General features: G+C 70.3%; 20 protein-coding genes. 11 read left to right on the forward strand and 9 right to left on the reverse strand.

The annotated features are described in order from the left end of the window. Nucleotides 1–633 (reverse strand): AIM24 family protein, encoded by a 633-nt coding sequence (locus ABEA26_RS13860; RefSeq protein ID WP_345592383.1) that lies wholly within the window; start codon nt 631–633, stop codon nt 1–3. 215 nt (nt 634–848) lie between these two features. On the opposite strand from ABEA26_RS13860, the gene ABEA26_RS13865 reads away from it, so the two are divergent. Together ABEA26_RS13865 and ABEA26_RS13870 are read left to right on the forward strand one after the other, a co-directional pair. Beyond that, the gene (locus tag ABEA26_RS13865; protein WP_279561784.1) at nt 849–1,193 is read left to right on the forward strand and encodes a DUF3817 domain-containing protein; all 345 of its coding nucleotides are present in this window, start codon (nt 849–851) and stop codon (nt 1,191–1,193) included. Then, entirely contained in the window at nt 1,190–1,483 is a 294-nt protein-coding gene (locus tag ABEA26_RS13870) for an MTH1187 family thiamine-binding protein (protein WP_345592385.1), read from the forward strand. Before ABEA26_RS13865 ends, ABEA26_RS13870 begins: the two co-directional genes overlap by 4 nt. A gap of 146 nt (nt 1,484–1,629) precedes the next feature. Here the strand turns inward: ABEA26_RS13870 and ABEA26_RS13875 are convergent, their stop codons facing one another. Further along, the gene (locus ABEA26_RS13875) at nt 1,630–1,926 is read right to left on the reverse strand and encodes a sulfatase (protein WP_345592387.1); all 297 of its coding nucleotides are present in this window, start codon (nt 1,924–1,926) and stop codon (nt 1,630–1,632) included. 134 nt (nt 1,927–2,060) lie between these two features. Here ABEA26_RS13875 and ABEA26_RS13880 point away from each other — a divergent pair, with 134 nt between their 5' ends. Together ABEA26_RS13880 and ABEA26_RS13885 are read left to right on the forward strand one after the other, a co-directional pair. Beyond that, nucleotides 2,061–2,285, forward strand: a complete 225-nt coding sequence (locus tag ABEA26_RS13880; protein ID WP_345592389.1) for a GntR family transcriptional regulator — start codon at nt 2,061–2,063, stop codon at nt 2,283–2,285. Between the two features lie 126 nt (nt 2,286–2,411). Then, nucleotides 2,412–2,921 (forward strand): MarR family winged helix-turn-helix transcriptional regulator, encoded by a 510-nt coding sequence (locus ABEA26_RS13885; protein ID WP_279561786.1) that lies wholly within the window; start codon nt 2,412–2,414, stop codon nt 2,919–2,921. 36 nt (nt 2,922–2,957) lie between these two features. Here ABEA26_RS13885 and ABEA26_RS13890 read toward each other — a convergent pair whose 3' ends face one another. The 4 genes from ABEA26_RS13890 to ABEA26_RS13905 all read right to left on the reverse strand — a co-directional run bounded on the left by ABEA26_RS13890 (nt 2,958) and on the right by ABEA26_RS13905 (nt 5,731). After that, nucleotides 2,958–3,392 (reverse strand): NUDIX hydrolase, encoded by a 435-nt coding sequence (locus ABEA26_RS13890; RefSeq protein ID WP_279561787.1) that lies wholly within the window; start codon nt 3,390–3,392, stop codon nt 2,958–2,960. After that, on the reverse strand, nt 3,389–4,027 hold the full coding sequence (locus ABEA26_RS13895) for a dTMP kinase (RefSeq protein ID WP_345592392.1): 639 nt from the start codon (nt 4,025–4,027) through the stop codon (nt 3,389–3,391). The genes ABEA26_RS13890 and ABEA26_RS13895 overlap by 4 nt, the downstream gene beginning before the upstream one ends. Continuing rightward, nucleotides 4,024–5,052, reverse strand: coding sequence for a radical SAM protein (locus tag ABEA26_RS13900; protein WP_345592394.1), 1,029 nt, complete (start codon nt 5,050–5,052; stop codon nt 4,024–4,026). Before ABEA26_RS13900 ends, ABEA26_RS13895 begins: the two co-directional genes overlap by 4 nt. A 211-nt stretch (nt 5,053–5,263) precedes the next feature. Next, complete coding sequence (locus ABEA26_RS13905) at nt 5,264–5,731, reverse strand: ATP-binding protein (RefSeq protein ID WP_345592396.1); 468 nt, start codon at nt 5,729–5,731, stop codon at nt 5,264–5,266. Between the two features lie 238 nt (nt 5,732–5,969). Between ABEA26_RS13905 and ABEA26_RS13910 the strand changes: the two genes are divergently transcribed. The 3 genes from ABEA26_RS13910 to ABEA26_RS13920 all read left to right on the forward strand — a co-directional run bounded on the left by ABEA26_RS13910 (nt 5,970) and on the right by ABEA26_RS13920 (nt 8,073). Beyond that, nucleotides 5,970–7,214: a helix-turn-helix domain-containing protein gene (locus ABEA26_RS13910; protein WP_486388972.1), complete on the forward strand. Its 1,245-nt coding sequence runs from the start codon at nt 5,970–5,972 to the stop codon at nt 7,212–7,214. Nucleotides 7,215–7,224: 10 nt separating this feature from the next. Further along, nucleotides 7,225–7,698 (forward strand): hypothetical protein, encoded by a 474-nt coding sequence (locus tag ABEA26_RS13915; protein WP_345592400.1) that lies wholly within the window; start codon nt 7,225–7,227, stop codon nt 7,696–7,698. A 159-nt stretch (nt 7,699–7,857) separates the two neighbouring features. Beyond that, nucleotides 7,858–8,073 (forward strand): transposase, encoded by a 216-nt coding sequence (locus ABEA26_RS13920; protein ID WP_425587834.1) that lies wholly within the window; start codon nt 7,858–7,860, stop codon nt 8,071–8,073. A gap of 250 nt (nt 8,074–8,323) precedes the next feature. On the opposite strand, the gene ABEA26_RS13925 is transcribed toward ABEA26_RS13920, so the two are convergent. Next, the gene (locus ABEA26_RS13925) at nt 8,324–8,968 is read right to left on the reverse strand and encodes a nitroreductase (protein WP_345592411.1); all 645 of its coding nucleotides are present in this window, start codon (nt 8,966–8,968) and stop codon (nt 8,324–8,326) included. Nucleotides 8,969–9,151: 183 nt separating this feature from the next. On the opposite strand from ABEA26_RS13925, the gene ABEA26_RS13930 reads away from it, so the two are divergent. The 3 genes from ABEA26_RS13930 to icmA all read left to right on the forward strand — a co-directional run bounded on the left by ABEA26_RS13930 (nt 9,152) and on the right by icmA (nt 11,985). Continuing rightward, nucleotides 9,152–9,793 carry a TetR/AcrR family transcriptional regulator gene (locus ABEA26_RS13930; protein WP_345592402.1) on the forward strand — a complete coding sequence of 214 codons (642 nt, stop codon included), beginning with the start codon at nt 9,152–9,154 and terminating at the stop codon, nt 9,791–9,793. 56 nt (nt 9,794–9,849) lie between these two features. Further along, complete coding sequence (locus ABEA26_RS13935; protein WP_345592404.1) at nt 9,850–10,191, forward strand: DUF3817 domain-containing protein; 342 nt, start codon at nt 9,850–9,852, stop codon at nt 10,189–10,191. 93 nt (nt 10,192–10,284) lie between these two features. After that, nucleotides 10,285–11,985, forward strand: coding sequence for a coenzyme B12-dependent isobutyryl-CoA mutase large subunit (gene icmA / locus ABEA26_RS13940; RefSeq protein ID WP_345592405.1), 1,701 nt, complete (start codon nt 10,285–10,287; stop codon nt 11,983–11,985). Between the two features lie 197 nt (nt 11,986–12,182). Here the strand turns inward: icmA and ABEA26_RS13945 are convergent, their stop codons facing one another. Together ABEA26_RS13945 and ABEA26_RS13950 are read right to left on the reverse strand one after the other, a co-directional pair. Beyond that, nucleotides 12,183–13,535, reverse strand: a complete 1,353-nt coding sequence (locus tag ABEA26_RS13945) for a WD40 repeat domain-containing protein (RefSeq protein WP_345592406.1) — start codon at nt 13,533–13,535, stop codon at nt 12,183–12,185. Nucleotides 13,536–13,889: 354 nt separating this feature from the next. Beyond that, nucleotides 13,890–14,522, reverse strand: a complete 633-nt coding sequence (locus tag ABEA26_RS13950; RefSeq protein WP_345592409.1) for a TetR/AcrR family transcriptional regulator — start codon at nt 14,520–14,522, stop codon at nt 13,890–13,892. 235 nt (nt 14,523–14,757) lie between these two features. Between ABEA26_RS13950 and ABEA26_RS13955 the strand changes: the two genes are divergently transcribed. Beyond that, nucleotides 14,758–15,735 carry a tetratricopeptide repeat protein gene (locus ABEA26_RS13955; RefSeq protein WP_345592410.1) on the forward strand — a complete coding sequence of 326 codons (978 nt, stop codon included), beginning with the start codon at nt 14,758–14,760 and terminating at the stop codon, nt 15,733–15,735. Nucleotides 15,736–15,805: the final 70 nt, after the last annotated feature.

Below are 15,805 nucleotides of genomic sequence, written 5' to 3' on the forward strand. Positions count from 1 at the left end.
TCACACTTCCCCCGCGATCGTGTTCCGCTCGCTGGGCTGCACGTACACCAGGCCGTCGCCCTCGAAGCGGATCTGGAAGGCCTCCCCGCCGCCCTCCCCGAACAGCGTGCGGAAGGTCACGCCCGACTGGAAGGACTGCCGCAGATTCCCCTGGTGCGCGACGTACGCGCCCGGGTCGACGGTCAGCGGGTACTGCGCGCCGACCCGCAGCACCACCGCCGGCCCGTCCGACATGATCGCCACCTGTCCGTGCCCCTCCACGGTCGTGGTGAACAGCCCGTTGCCCTGGGAGGCGCCGCGCGTTCCCGTGAAACTGGTGCCGGTCCGCAGCCCGGCGTCGGCCGCCAGGAAGTTGCTGGACTCGACGTACAGCGTGTCGCCCTGGAGACCCACGAGGCTGATCTCCGAGGCCCGGTCCGCGAACCAGCAGGTCCCGTGCCCCTTCACCTCCATCACCGTCATCTGCTCGCCGGTGATCCGCCGGGTCACCATCCCCCGGATCCCCTCACCGCCGCCGCTCAGCTTCTTGAAGGCCATCTCCCCGTCGTACGCGACCATCGAGCCGTTCTTCGCCTTCACGGCGTCCCCGGTCATGTCGACGGCGAGTACCTTGCTGTCTTGAAGTCGGAACATCGCCACAAATGTGACGCTAGCGTGCCGGGTGGGCCCGCCGACAGATCTCACGGGCGGATACCCGTCGATCGCCTCCCCGGAATTCGGTGTCGCCGCCCCCCTCACCCGGGCGCGTCGGGGGTTTGCCACAATGGACGCGCGCTTGTGCGCACGTTCACAAACCGCCGTCCCGGCGGTGCCCGACGTATCGATACCTCTCCCACCGAAGGTGACCCGTGGACCTCAAGACCGCCTCCGCCCTCCGCCGCCTCCGCCTGGTCTCCGGCCCCGAGGCGATCTCGTTCCTGCTGCTGATGGTCTGCTCCGTCCTGAAGCGGACCACCGACTTCAACGCGGTGCCCGTGATGGGCGCGGTCCACGGCTTCCTCTTCGTCGTCTACGTGCTCTTCTGGGCGGACGCCTGGAACCGCGCCAAGTGGTCGCTGGGCACCGCCGCCTTCTACTTCGTCATGTCGGTCCTGCCGACCGGCGGCTTCTTCGCCGACCGCAGGCTCAAGCGTGAGGCCGAGAGCGCGGTCATCGCCTCCCGCGCCCGCCAGGAAGGTGTCGTGGGAGCGTGATCGTCGCCTTCTCCGTCACGCCGCTCGGCGTCGGCGAGGACGTGGGGGAGTACGTCGCCGACGCCGTCCGGGTGGTCCGCGAGTCGGGCCTGCCGAACCGCACCGACGCGATGTTCACGTCGGTCGAGGGCGAGTGGGACGAGGTCATGGACGTCGTCCGGCGCGCCGTCGCCGCCGTCGAGGCACGGGCCCCGCGCGTCTCCCTGGTCCTCAAGGCGGACATCCGCCCCGGCGTGACCGACGGCCTCACCTCGAAGGTCGTCACGGTGGAGCGGCACCTCGCGGAGTAGCCCTACGCGGCGGGTGATGCTCACCCGGACCCAGTGGCTCCGAAGTGCCCCGGCAGATCCACTGGGTCCCTTCGCGTGTCCGCCCACCGCCGCTGCTACTGGCCGAGCCCGTCCGCCTCCCCGGGCGGCAACCGGCGGGCGGCCTGTCAGTCCGACGGCTCCGGGCTCTCCAGTCCGAGCCGCTCACCACGCAAGGTCGCGACCAGGGCCGCGTCATCCACGGAGTGTGCGACGAAGCGCAGGGCGGCCCGCAACTCCGGCGTCGTTGCCTCCACGTCGTCGGCCAGACCCCGCGCTCGGGCGGCGTCGGTCTGTGCGGTTTCGATCAGCTCCTCCTCCAGGATGTCGGCCAGCCGGTTGACGATCCCGTCGCCCGGCGAGACGAACACGGATCGATCGTCCTCCCGCCAGGGCAGGCGTCGAAGCTGGGTAGTGTCGTGCATGTCGTCGCTCCTTCGTAGCGTCGGCCACGCCCCGGGGCCGTTCGCGCGGTCGCCGGGGTCTTCGCTCGGCCGACCTTACGCGGTTTCGCGGTTACGCGGTAGCACACGTACGCAATCACGCGGACGCTGGAGGCATGAACCTTGATCGCGCCGTTCCCGTTTGGCCCCAGGTGGCCGCCGACCTTCGTCGACGCCTGGACGCCGGCGAGTGGCAGCCCGGTGAGCGATTCCCCGGCACGGTCACGCTCGCGGCGGAGTACGGCGTGACCCAGTCGACGGTCCAGAAGGCTGTCGTCGCACTGCGCGAGGAGGGCCGCCTGCGCACCGTTCTCGGGGCGGGGAGCTATGTCCTGCGGTGACGCTCACACACTCCGTGACGGAACGGCACCGCGACGCCTCATCGGTTGGCCCCCCGCCGCGATCGGTGGTATCGAAGGGCGAGACGGGGCTGACCGGGATATGGCCGGCCGGTAGGGTCTGATGCCGTGCCGAAGCCCCTCAGTCTCTCCTTCGATCCCATCGCCCGTGCCGACGAACTCTGGAAGCAGCGCTGGGGCGGCGTGCCCTCCATGTCCGCCATCACCTCCATCATGCGGGCGCACCAGATCCTGCTGGCCGAGGTCGACGCGGTGGTCAAGCCGTACGGGCTGACCTTCGCGCGCTACGAGGCGCTGGTGCTGCTCACCTTCTCCAAGTCGGGCGAGCTGCCGATGTCCAAGATCGGCGAGCGCCTCATGGTGCATCCCACCTCCGTCACCAACACCGTCGACCGGCTGGTGAGGTCGGGCCTGGTGGACAAGCGCCCCAACCCCAACGACGGCCGCGGCACGCTCGCCACCATCACCGACAAGGGCCGTGAGGTGGTCGAGGCGGCCACCCGCGACCTCATGGCGATGGACTTCGGCCTGGGCGCGTACGACGCCGAGGAGTGCGGCGAGATCTTCGCGATGCTCAGACCGCTGCGGGTCGCCGCGGGGGATTTCGCGGCGGAGTAGCCCGGCCCGGACGTCAGTACGCGCGTCGGTGGCGGATCAGTCCCTGTCCGTGAACAACCGGTCGGCGAGCAGGAGCGCGAGGGGACCGGCGGGCAGGAGGAAGCGGCCTTCGGTGGCTGCGGTGACTGCGTCGGCCAGGGGCCACCAGGTGAGCTTGAAATCCTCTTCGCTGTCGTTGAGTTCCTGAGGACCGAGGGTGAGCTCTTCGGCCAGGTAGAGGGAGATCCGAGCGGCGCTTCCGAGGGTGATGGCATAGGTGCCGAGGTGACGCCACTTCGCGGCGGTGACACCCGCTTCTTCCCGAAGCTCGCGGCGGGCACACTGCTCGGGCTTCTCGCCGGGGTCCCGTCTGCCTCCTGGGAGGAACATCCCTCCGTGCTGAGCGTTGCGGGAGCTGAGGACGGCGACGCGTCCGCCCTCGTCGAGCGCGACGATGACGGACGCGTCCTGAAGGTCCGGAGTGTTGGTCATGTGCTCAGTTCTGTCAGGTGGTCGGTGATGGTGTCGGCGAGTTCGCCGGGTGTGCGGTCGTCTGTATCGATGATGACGGCCGTGGTGTCGTCTGCTGCTGCTTTGTCGAAGTTCGAGCGGAGGCGTTCCAGGCGTCCGGGGACCGTGATCATGTCGTGGTCGTCCTGGTTGTAGTCCTTCTTGCCCGCCATTCGGGTGCGGAGTGTTCGGTTTGTGCACCGTAGATAGAACGTGAGGTCAGGGGCAGGAAGGTATGGGCGGAACGGGGCAAGGAGCTCCGCGACTTGAGCCATCTCGAGTTCGTGGACGGCGGAGTGGTAGGCGAGCACCGACGACACATAGCGGTCGGAGACGACGGCCCCGCGTTCCAGATGGCTCCGGACGACGTCGGAGGCGTGGAGGACCCCGGACAGATAGAACGCGAGCTGTGGCAGGGCGCGAGTGTTCGCGTTCATGACCGGCGCCCACGGCATGTAGAAGTCGGGCACGGTGTGCAGGGTTCCGGCGTTCAGCCGCTCCGCGAGAAGGCGGGCGAGGGTGGATTTCCCGATGCCGGAGATCCCTTCCAGAACGATGAACGGGCCGTTTCCACGGGCGGGGACGCCGGGCGTGTAGGCGCCGTACAGGGGGCTCACAGGGTGCCCTCGGTGAAAGCGGACAGGTGGCGGGCGATCGCCGTAGCGGTGGAGGCCTGGTTGGCGAGGAGGAGCCGGAGGTCCAGACGCAGGTCATCACGTAGGAGGCACGGCTGTACTCCGCCGGCGTGGTCCATGCGCAGCGACCAGAACCCCTCGACGCATCGCGGCTTGACGGGGCAGGTGCCGCACTGCCCGACGTGGTGGCGCCCCAGGATCCGTTGGATGATGTCGATCTCTACGCCGTCGACGCGGAAGACGCGGCGGCCCTGGCCGACTCCCGCGATCTCGGTACGCTCGTCAGTGGTGAGGCTGCGGAGGTGCTGGATGAGTCCGTCAGCGGTGACGGCGGAGTCACGGTGGGCCTCGTTGAAGTCGGTGTCCACCAGCTCGATGAACTGCACCGGGAGCCGTCGTTTCAGGGCGTAGTCGAGGATGGGCAGGATCTCGTGTGCGTTCTCGCGCTGGAGCAGCGTGTTCAGCTCTACGCGCTCGAACAGTTCCCGGGCCGCGTCGATGCCGTCGAGGATCTGGTTGATGCCGAACCGCACGCCCGCGATCTCGTACAGACTGTCGTCCGAAAAGTAGTGCAGGGAGATCTTCACCTTGTCCAGGCGGGTGGTGGAGAGCCATGCCGCATTGCGGCGGACGAGGCTGCCGTTCGTGATCAGCGTGTAGGAACCGTCGGCGCCCGCGTCGGGAAGTTCCGTGAGGACGGGCCTGGCGAGCGGGGAGAGGAGTGGTTCACCACCGGTGAAGTAGACGCGCTTCAGCCCGGCGGCGATCACGTCACGGAGCACTGTGAGGTAGTCGGCGGCCGTCAGCTCTCCAGGGCGCGGGCGGTCCTTGCTGTGCATTCGGGTGTGCGGCGGTGGTACGTCTCCTTCGTTGTGACAGAACCAGCATGCCTCGTTGCACAGCGGGGTCAGGGAGACCCGGAACTGCCCGCGCAGGGCGGCGAAGTTCCGCAGCGCCGTCCAGTCCGTGGCGGGCGGAGACGAGGCCGACAGGATCGGGATGGTCATGGGATGCCCTCCGATGGTCGTGTCGAGTGATGTTGTGCCGTCCCGCCCGATGTGCGGGCGGAGGTAGGACTTCGCTCCGCCAGGGCCACCAGAGGTGCGGCAGTTGGTGCCATGGCGGGTGATTCGTCCGCTGGTTACGACAGGAGGGCGGGGAAGCCGACGGTCGGGCCGGGAGGCCTGGGTGACTCCGGGCGCGCGCTGGATCCCCCGCTCACGGTTGGGCTCTCAGCAGGGCCCAGACGGTCTTGCCGCCCGGGCGGTGGGTCACGCCCCAGTCGGCGGCGAGGGCCGCCACAAGGATCAGGCCACGGCCATTGGGTTCGTCCTCGCCCGGCTCGCGCTTCGCTGGACGGGTCATGGAACCGTCGGATACCTCGATCCGGACCGCGTCCGAGGCCGGGCGCTCCAGTGTCAGACGGCAGTGACCGGGCTCCTGTACGTTGCGGCTGCCCGAATGCCGGATCGCGTTGGTTACCAGCTCGCAAGCGATCAGTTCGGCGTCCGCCGTCAGGTCCTCGGACAGCCCCCAACACTTCATCGTGGTCCGCGCTGCCAGGCGTGCCACGGCCGCGCTTTGCGGCAGGCGGACGAGACACACGTCATAGCCCGGATACCCGGTCCCGTGAGCGTGCAGTTGGGGGACGGCGGTTGCTGATCGTCTTGCCGTCATGCTGGTCATCGGGGGCCTCACGGTCGGGCGGCTGGGGGACGTGTCGGCTGTTCCTCAAAGGGGCGAGGGACGGTCGCCGAGTCCAGAACGGCCCGTGGTGTGGGGCTCGTTGCTGTCCTGATGACCAGTCAATGATTACTCAGTGCTGTGGGACCATCACAGATGCGGCACCCGCATACAGATATGAGCTGAGCGGGTACGGACAGGCGCACGGTGCCGTGGGGACTCGTAACGTGGGGGGTGTGCCGTGAAGTGGCAGGCAGCAGCGGTCCGAGAGGCGTCCCGGACCGGGGACTACGGCAAGGTCATTGAACTTGTCCGGCAGGACCAGCGCATGACCCAAGCGCAACTGGGTGGGGCGATCGGTCTTTCGCAGTCGGCCGTCTCCCGGTTGGAGAAGCGCGGCGCGCGTACGTACAGCACGGACGTCCTGGCAGCGGCGTGCGCACACCTGGGCTTTCCACCGGCGTTGGTGGGGCTCGCGGACAGTCGCCCACAGGGGCAGGCGAACGGTGATGATGACGTGGACCGACGACAATTCCTGGGCGGCGTCGCGGCGACAGCGGCGACGCCGGCACTGGCTGCATTGCCCGCCGAGACCGGTCCGGGGAGCGGCCAGGCCGCCGCGCTGCGGCTGTCGACATCGGCGTACCGGAGGCTCGACGGTTCGACACCGTCCCGCGATCTCTCCGAGGCCGTGAGGTCACACATGCGGCTGATCCAGAGCGTCAGCGGCACGGCGGCGGGCGACGGCGATCGCAACCGGCTTGCGGCGGTTGGCAGCGAGGCCGCGAGCCTGGCTGGCTGGCTGGCATGGGATATGGGCGACAACGGTTCCGCGCGTGTCTGGTACGGCTCGGCGGTCAAGGCGGCCCGATCGTCCGGGGACCCGCTCCTGGCGGCCTACCAGACCGGGAGCCTGGCCCAGTTCGAGGCGCACGCGGGAAACGGTACCGAGGCCCTGAACCTGGCCAGACGGGCCCGGCGAGTGCTCGGGGACCGTCGGCCGCCGGTCGCGGAGGCCTGGTTGCTGTCCGTGGAAGCCCTCGCCCATGCCGCCGACGGCGACCGCCGCTCGGCCGACAGGGCGCTGACCGCGAGCCGCGCAGCAGCCGAGGCGCTGCCCGAGGAGCCGCCGCCCTGGCCCTGGGTGTTCGCGTTCGGCCCGGAGAAGGTGACCGCGTGCCGCGTGACCTGTGGGGCGCGGCTCGGTCTGGCTGACTGGGTGCTGTCGGACGATGTGGCAGCCCTGGCCACCGGCCACGCGAAGCAGCGTGCCCTCCTGGTGATCGACATCGCCGCCGGACACCTGGCCGGCGGACGTGTGGAGTCGGCGTTCGCCCTCGCTCGGCGGGCACTCGAGACCGGGCTGACGTACAAATCCGGGCGCATCGTGGAACGGGCCCGCGCCCTGCGCCGGACCCTCACGGCCAACGCGCCGCCCAAGGTGGTGCGCGACTTCGACGAGCGCCTGCACGGTGCATATCTCTAGGAGGACAGGCATGCGGGTGGGAATCACTGGTCATCGCGGACTCGGCGCGGAGGTGGAGAGGCGCGTGCGGGAAATGCTCGACGAAGCGGTGAGTGCCTACGACGCCGCTGATCTGGTCGGCGTTTCGTGCCTCGCGGACGGTCCTGACGCCTGGTTCGCCGAAGCCGTGGTGAAGCATGGTGGCCGTCTTGAGGTGGTCATTCCGGCGACCGGGTACCGAGACGCGCTCCCGGAGTGGCACCACGCCACCTATGACGCTCTGCTGGGGCAGGCAGCCGATGTCCACGAGACCGGCATGGACGAGTCGACGTCCGAGGCGCACATGGTGGGCTCGGAGGTCCTCGTGGGACTGTCCGACGACCTCCTCGCGGTGTGGGACGGCAAGCCGGCCCGGGGCTTCGGCGGTACCGGGGACGTGGTCTCGTACGCGCGGCGAAGCGGCATCCCGGTGCGGGTCCTGTGGCCGGAGGGCGCCACCCGCTGATCGTCACCGCTATTGGGCCTGTCGTAAAAGTGGATTCTGAGCTGTCGTGATCATGGTGTGGTGCGAGGGGACTTGACGGACTGGCAGTGGGCTGGACTGGAGCCGCTGCTGCCGGCGGGGAGGAGGCCGGGGCGGCCGCGGACGTGAACACGTCGGCAGTTGATCGACGGGATGTGGCGGACCCGGGCGGGCGCGCCTTGGCGGGACGTCCCCGAGCGGTACGGCCCGTGGGGCCGGGTCTATGACCTGTCCCGCCGCTGGCAGCGCGACGGCATACGGAAGCGAGCCGCCCGGCGGGGTCGACACCGAGCCGGACGACCACGGGCTCGGACGCTCCCGCGACCGACCAGGGGCACAAGCCACTGTCCCTGCTGATCACTGCGGACCACCGCCACGACAGCCCTCAGCTCCCACCCGTCCTCGGACGCATCCGCCTGCCTCGCACCGGTCCCGGACGCCCGCGCACCACGCCGGACAGGGTTCGTGCCGACCAAGCCTCTGGATCCCGCGCGCACCGCTCGTACCCGCGAGGGGGGGATACGACGAACCCGCCGTCCGATACGAGGCGACCGTGCTGGTCGCAGTCCTCGACGAGTGGCTGTGACCAGCATGGTCGCGACCGGCTCTAGATGTGGAACGTGGTGGTTGCCTCCAGAGCCGCCCGGCCGGTCACGACCCGGTTCACCGGCGCGTTCTCGTCGGCGTAGCCGAAGGAGATCCCCACGAGCAGCTTCCCCTCGTCCACTCCGAGCTGGTCGCGGACGGCGTCGGAGTAGAAGCTGAGCAGGCCCTGCGGGCAACTGGCCACGCCGTAGGCGGTCATGGCCAGCAGCAGCGTCTGCAGGTAGGCGCCGGCGTCGGCGGCCAGTCGCGGCCCGCCGTCGCCGGTGACGAACAGGAACGCGGCATGGGGCGCCCCGTAGAAGCCCAGGCTCTCCGCGTCGTAGGCCGCGCGGGCCGTGTGGTCCTCGGGGCCGATGCCCAGCGCTCCGTACAGATCGGCGCCGAAGGCGGCCCGCCGCTCCTGGTGGACGGGGGTGTACATGTCCTCGGAGTACGGATAGTCGGCCGTGACGCGTCGCTCGGCGTGGGCCGTTCGCAGGGCGTCGGCCAGACGGTCTCGCCGTGCGCCGCCGACCACCTCCACCCGCCACGGCTGTGCGTTGGAGTTGGACGGCGCGGCGCCGGCCAGGGAGAAGATCCCGCGCAGAGTGTCCTGGGGCACCGGGTCGGGACGGAAGGCGCGGGTCGCGTGGCGCCCGCGGATCAGCTGCTCGGCGTACTCTCACGCTCGTGTCCCGCCGGTGGGCGCCTCGCTCGTGCGTGTCGGGGTGAAGACCGGTCCGCTCATGGAACTCTCCTTGGATTCGTCGAAGTAAACGGAACCGTTTACCTGGAACGCACTATAACCCCAGCCGCCCCTCTGAAGTAAACGAGAACGTATACTTACGCCATGACCACGGTGACGACGGCGTCTCGACGGCAGGGACGCGGAGGACGCGAGCGCATCCTGGCCGCCGCGGCCGGACTGTTCGCAGCCCAGGGGATCAACGCGACCGGCATGGAGCAGATCGCGGAGCGGGCGCCGGTGTCCAAGCGCACCCTCTACGCGCACTTCAGGACCAAGGACGAGCTGGTCCTCGCCCACCTCGATGACCTCGCCTCGACGGGGCGCACGCTGGAGGGCGCGCTGACACGCGAGGACACCCCTCCCCGGGAGCGCATCCTCACGCTGTTCGACCCGCCCCCGGCCGGTACGGATCCGGTGCGCGGATGCCCTTTCATCGACGCCGCCGTGGAGTTCCCCGACCCGCGGAACGCGGTCCACTCCTACGCCCGCGAACGGAAACTGCTGATGGTGCGGCTGGTGGCCGACCTGGTCGCGGAACTGGGCTGCCGCGAGCCCTCCGTCCTCGCCGAGCAGCTCGTGACCCTCGCGGACGGCGCCGCCAGTCGCGCCATGGTGCTGGGCGACTCGAACTACGGCCGGCACGCGCGGGCAGCGGCGGAGATCCTCCTGGACAACGCGCTGCCGCCCACGAGCTGGCCGGCCGGGCCGCCGCGGGTCGCCGCGGAGGACTTCGAAGTGGGCTGAGCGAGTCGCCGGGCCCGCTCGAAGATCGCGCGAAACGGACGGTTACGCTCGTACGCATGAAAAAGAGCGTGCTGACCCGCTACCGGGTCATGGCGTACGTCACCGGTGTGCTGCTGATCCTGCTCTGCCTCGGCATGATCGCCAAGTACCTGCTGGACATGGACGGTGCCGACGGCTTCACCCACGTCGTCAGCCTCGCGCACGGCTGGCTGTACGTCGTCTACCTCGTCTTCGCCTTCGACCTGGGCTCCAAGGCGAAGTGGAAGGTCAGCAAGCAGCTGTGGGTGCTGCTGGCCGGGACCGTGCCGACCGCCGCGTTCTTCGTGGAACGCAGGATCAGCCAGGAGCTGGAGGCCAAGGTCGCAGCTGCCGAGGCGCCCGCGCCCGTCAAGGCGTAACCGGCTCTTCCCGGGCCCTCTCACCGCCGTGCGGACACCCGTACGGCGGTCACCCATCGACATTTACTTGGACGTCCTAGTAAATTCGAGGGTATGGACGCTCACGCCATAGAGGAGGGCCGCCTTCGCTGGCAGGCCCGGTACGACGCGGCGCGCAAGCGCGACGCGGACTTCACCACGCTCTCCGGAGACCCCGTGGAGCCCGTGTACGGGCCCCGGCCCGGAGACGAGTACGAGGGCTTCGAGCGGATCGGCTGGCCGGGGGAGTACCCCTTCACCCGCGGCCTGTATCCGACCGGCTACCGGGGGCGGACCTGGACCATCCGGCAGTTCGCCGGGTTCGGGAACGCCGAGCAGACCAACGAGCGCTACAAGATGATCCTCCGCAACGGCGGCGGCGGGCTCTCGGTCGCCTTCGACATGCCGACGCTGATGGGCCGCGACTCCGACGACCCGCGCTCGCTGGGCGAGGTCGGGCACTGCGGGGTGGCCATCGACTCGGCCGCCGACATGGAGGTGCTGTTCCAGGACATCCCGCTCGGCGACGTCACGACCTCCATGACGATCAGCGGGCCCGCCGTGCCCGTGTTCTGCATGTACCTGGTCGCCGCGGAGCGGCAGGGCGTCGACGCCTCCGTACTCAACGGCACGCTCCAGACCGACATCTTCAAGGAGTACATCGCCCAGAAGGAGTGGCTCTTCCAGCCCGAGCCGCACCTGCGCCTGATCGGCGACCTGATGGAGTACTGCGCGGCCGGCATCCCCGACTACAAGCCGCTCTCCGTATCCGGGTACCACATCCGCGAGGCCGGTTCGACGGCCGCGCAGGAGCTGGCGTACACGCTGGCGGACGGCTTCGGGTACGTGGAGCTGGGGCTGTCACGCGGGCTGGACGTCGACGTCTTCGCCCCCGGCCTGTCCTTCTTCTTCGACGCGCACCTCGACTTCTTCGAGGAGATCGCCAAGTTCCGGGCGGCCCGCCGCATCTGGGCCCGCTGGATGCGCGACGTGTACGGCGCGCGGAGCGACAAGGCGCAGTGGCTGCGCTTCCACACCCAGACCGCCGGTGTCTCGCTCACCGCCCAGCAGCCCTACAACAACGTGGTGCGTACCGCCGTGGAGGCGCTGGCGGCGGTGCTCGGCGGCACGAACTCCCTGCACACCAACGCCCTCGACGAGACCCTCGCGCTGCCGAGCGAGCAGGCGGCGGAGATCGCCCTGCGCACCCAGCAGGTGCTGATGGAGGAGACCGGCGTCGCCAACGTCGCCGACCCGTTGGGCGGCTCATGGTTCGTCGAGCAGCTGACGGACCGGATCGAGGCGGACGCGGAGAAGATCTTCGAGCAGATCAGGGAGCGGGGGCTGCGGGCCCACCCCGACGGGCGGCACCCCGTCGGGCCGATCACCTCCGGCCTCCTGCGCGGCATCGAGGACGGCTGGTTCACCGGCGAGATCGCCGAGTCCGCCTTCCGCTACCAGCAGTCCCTGGAGAAGGGCGACAAGAAGGTCGTCGGCGTCAACGTCCACACCGGCTCCGTCACCGGCGACCTGGAGATCCTGCGCGTCAGCCACGAGGTCGAGCGCGAGCAGGTGCGGGACCTGGGCGAGCGCAAGGCCGCGCGGGACGACGCGAAGGTGCGCGGCGCGCTCGACGCCATGGTCGCGGCCGCCCGCTCCGGCGCCAACATGATCGAGCCGATGCTGGACGCCGTACGCGCGGAGGCGACCCTCGGCGAGATCTGCGGTGTCCTGCGCGACGAGTGGGGCGTGTACACGGAGCCCCCCGGCTTCTAGACCCCACGCCACCCGGTCGGGGCGGCGGGGGCAACCACCTGCGCGGCCGCCTCCGCCGTCGTGCCGCCCGGGACGCGCCGCCGGTCAACGTGTTCCGGCGTGGAGCCGGTGTCCTGCTCCGAAACCACGCGGATACGAGGTCGCCGTGGTCCGCGGTCCTGATCCGGGCCACGGCGACCTTCGCGCCGGAGGCCATGTCAGCGGCGGGTGATCTCCACGGTCACCTCGGCGGAGGCCGTGGTGTGCCAGGGGTCACCGGCGTACGTCACGCCGTACCTCGCCCGACCGGTCCTGCGCGGCGTGTCGGTCACGGTGAAGGTGCCGTCGGCCGCCACCGTGACGGTACCCAGCGAGGTGCCTTCCGGAGCGGCGGCGTCGTAGCGCGTCACGGCGACGGTGGTGCCGGGCGCGAAGCCGGCTGCCGGGGCCAGGGTGCCGGTGACGGTCAGTTCCCGGTACCTCCTGCTGGTCGGGGGCGCCTCGAGGGCAAGGGTGGTCTGCACGGTGGTGGCGACCTGCCGCGCATGGAACCGGAGTCCCATGACGCCGGTCTGCCGTGTCACGGCGAAGACCCGGCTCCCGTCCGGCGCCCAGGCAAGCCCCTCGTCCACCAACCTCTCGATGCCACCGCCCACCTCGACCGTGGTCAGCGGAGCGGGAGCGCCCGGCGCGTAGAAGGACAGGTCCGGCACGTCGACGCTGTTGTTGGAGGTTCCTCCGGCCACCGTGCCGTCGGGTGCGACGGCGACGGCCAGGGGAGAGGGCGAAGCCGCAGGGGTTGCCTGGTCCGAGAGGTCGTCGAGACGGAAGGTCTGGTAGCCGGGCGACATGAGGGCGGCCACGACGACGCTCCGGCCGTCGGGTGTCACGGCCAGGTCCCGCAGACCGTTCATCTCGGTCCCGGAGAACACCCGCCGGGCGGCCACCTCGGGGGATCCGCCGTTCACGTCGTACACCGTGAGGGTGTTGACGTTGGGGTTGCCCGTGCCGGCCACCAGCACGTCGGGGTCGGCGGGGGAGGCGACGAGCTCCGCCCCCCGGTCCAGCGAACCGTCCAGACCGAGCTCGATCACCGGTTCGGCACCGGACACGTCGACCGACCCGAGGTCCCCGGTGGTGCCGTATCCGAACCACAGCTTCCCGCCCGCGAAAGCCAGGCTCCACGGGGCGGTGTCCTCGCCCACGAAGTACCGTGCGGTCTCCGTCAGTGTCGCGGTGTCGTACGCGACGATGGTGTCGATGTCCCGCGCGGCCACGTAGAGGGTCCGGGAGTCGGGCGAGAGGGCCAGCCCGCCGGCGCCCGGCAGGCCGCCCAGCCAGGTGCTGTTGCCGCCGTCGTAGTCCGTCACCACGACCCGGCCGTCCGCCCCCGCGGGCATGCTGAGAAAGACCCGCTTGCTGTTCCCGTCGACTTCCATGTCGGCGAGGGAGTACAACGGCAGCGGCACGCCGCCCGCCGCGAACGCCGGGGCGGCTCCCGGAACGGTCAGCAGCAGCGAACCGAGGGCTGCGGTGAGCGTGGTGCCCAGCGCCCGTCTGAGTATGCGCAAGGTAGTGCCCTTCTGTGTCCCATGAATCACGGTGGCACACCGGTTGGACGACCGGAGGGGGCGGCGTGGGGCGCCGCCCGCCAGAATTCTGCGGCGCGGAGTCCCTTGAATCACGGCGGCGCACCGGTTGGACGACCGGAGAGGAAGGCGCGCGGCGCCGTCCGTCGGGATTCTGCGGCGCGGAGCCAGGAACTCGGGACTCCGTATCTGCGGCTCGGCGCGCGTCCCCGATTGGTGCGGCACGGAACCCGCCCGTGGAGCCCTACTCGCACCGCCCGTGAAACCCCACCCACATTTATGCGGATGTCGTGAGCATCTATCCGAAATAGGGCACCGATCCGCTGTGACGTTTGGCTATCCTGGAGGGTAGGCACCCGCAACCGCGAGGCCCGACAGCAGGACCCGGGTGAAGTCGTGCACCCACTCCTCGTCGGCCGGTTCCGCGCTCACCAGGGTGCGGTGCACCACCGCGCCGGCCACCATGTCGAAGATCAGGTCGACCGTGCGGGCCGCCTCGCCGGCGTCGGACTCCGGCGGCAGCTCGCCCCGGGCCTGCGCCCGCGCCCGGCCGGCGAGGATGAGGCGCTTCTGCCGGTCCACGATCGAGGCGCGGATGCGCTCGCGCAGGGCGTCGTCGCGGGTGGACTCGGCGATCACCGCCATCAGGCCGCTGCGGGCCTCCGGGCGGGCCAGGATGCCGGCGAACTGGAGCACCACGCCCTCGATGTCGGCGGCCAGGGAGCCGCGGTCGGGGAGCCGGAGCTCGTCGAAGAGCTCGGCGACCGCGTCGACCACCAGCTCGTTCTTGCCCGCCCAGCGCCGGTACAGCGTCGTCTTGGCAACCCCGGCCCGCGTGGCGACGTCTCCCAGGGTGAGCCTCGACCAGCCCAGGTCGATCAGGGCCGCCCGCGTCGCGGCCAGGATCGCGGCGTCCGCCGCGGCACTGCGCGGGCGCCCGGCACGGCCGGCGGGGGAGCTGCTCTGCATTCCCCGACCTTAACCGGCGGGTAACCAGGGAGCGGGCGTGAGGCAGATCACTCGATCGGGCCGTGCCGGCGGCCCGTCGCGGTATTACGCTACGGGTCGTAGCGAAAGCACGGGTCCGCCCGTGCCCCAGCGACGACCACGGGCGAGGGTGGGGACCCGGCGCCAACAGCACACTTCAGGGCGGGCTTTCGGCCCGCTTTTCACGCACGCGCGGAGTACGGGGGAGGATAGACCCATGCAGCCACGGAACATGTCCATGAGCGGGGTCGTCGACCTCGCCGCGGTGAAGCAGGCCCAGGAGGCCAAGGCGAAGGCGGAGCAGGCGCGCGCCGAGGCGGCCCGACACGGTGGGACGGGGGCCGTCTCCCCGGCCGACCTCGTCATCGACGTCGACGAGGCCGGCTTCGAGAATGAAGTCCTGCAGCGGTCCACCGAGGTCCCGGTCGTCATCGACTTCTGGGCCGAGTGGTGTGAGCCCTGCAAGCAGTTGAGTCCGGTCCTCGAGCGGCTCGCCGTCGAGTACGGCGGCCGCTTCCTCCTCGCCAAGATCGACGTCGACGCCAACCAGATGCTGATGCAGCAGTTCGGCGTCCAGGGCATCCCGGCCGTCTTCGCGGTCGTCGCCGGACAGGCGCTGCCGCTCTTCCAGGGCGCCGCCAGTGAGACGCAGATCCGTCAGACCCTGGACCAGCTGGTGCAGGTCGCCGAGGAGCGCTTCGGCCTGACCGGTCTCGCCGTCGACCCCGAGGCGGAGCCGGGCGCGCAGCCCGCCGCCGCCCCCGAGCCTCCGGCCGGGCCGCACGACGCGGCCCTGGAGGCCGCCGTGCAGGCGCTGGACGCGGGTGATCTGTCCGGAGCCGTCCAGGCGTACAAGAGCGTACTGAGTGAGGACCCGGGTAACACGGAGGCCAAACTGGGCCTGTCCCAGGCCGAGTTGCTCCAGCGCGTGCAGGGCGCCGATCCGCAGCGGGTCCGTCAGGACGCGGCCGACAAGCCGGGCGACGCCCAGGCGCAGATTGCCGCCGCCGACCTGGATCTGGTGGGCGGTCACGTGGAGGACGCCTTCGGGCGCCTCGTCGACGCGGTGCGGGTCACGGCCGGGGACGACCGGGACGCCGTACGCGTGCGGTTGCTGGAGCTGTTCGAGGTAGTGGGCGCCGACGACCCGCGGGTTGCCGCGGCGCGCAGGGCGCTGGCCCGCGCCGTGTACTAGAGGGCGGTTCGGGCGCCCGTTACCGACCGGTCATCGACCGTTCGTCCGGATGGTGCCCGTGTGAAAGAGC

It is taken from the genome of Streptomyces marokkonensis, assembly GCF_039539045.1.
Taxonomy (GTDB): Bacteria; Actinomycetota; Actinomycetes; order Streptomycetales; family Streptomycetaceae; genus Streptomyces; species Streptomyces marokkonensis.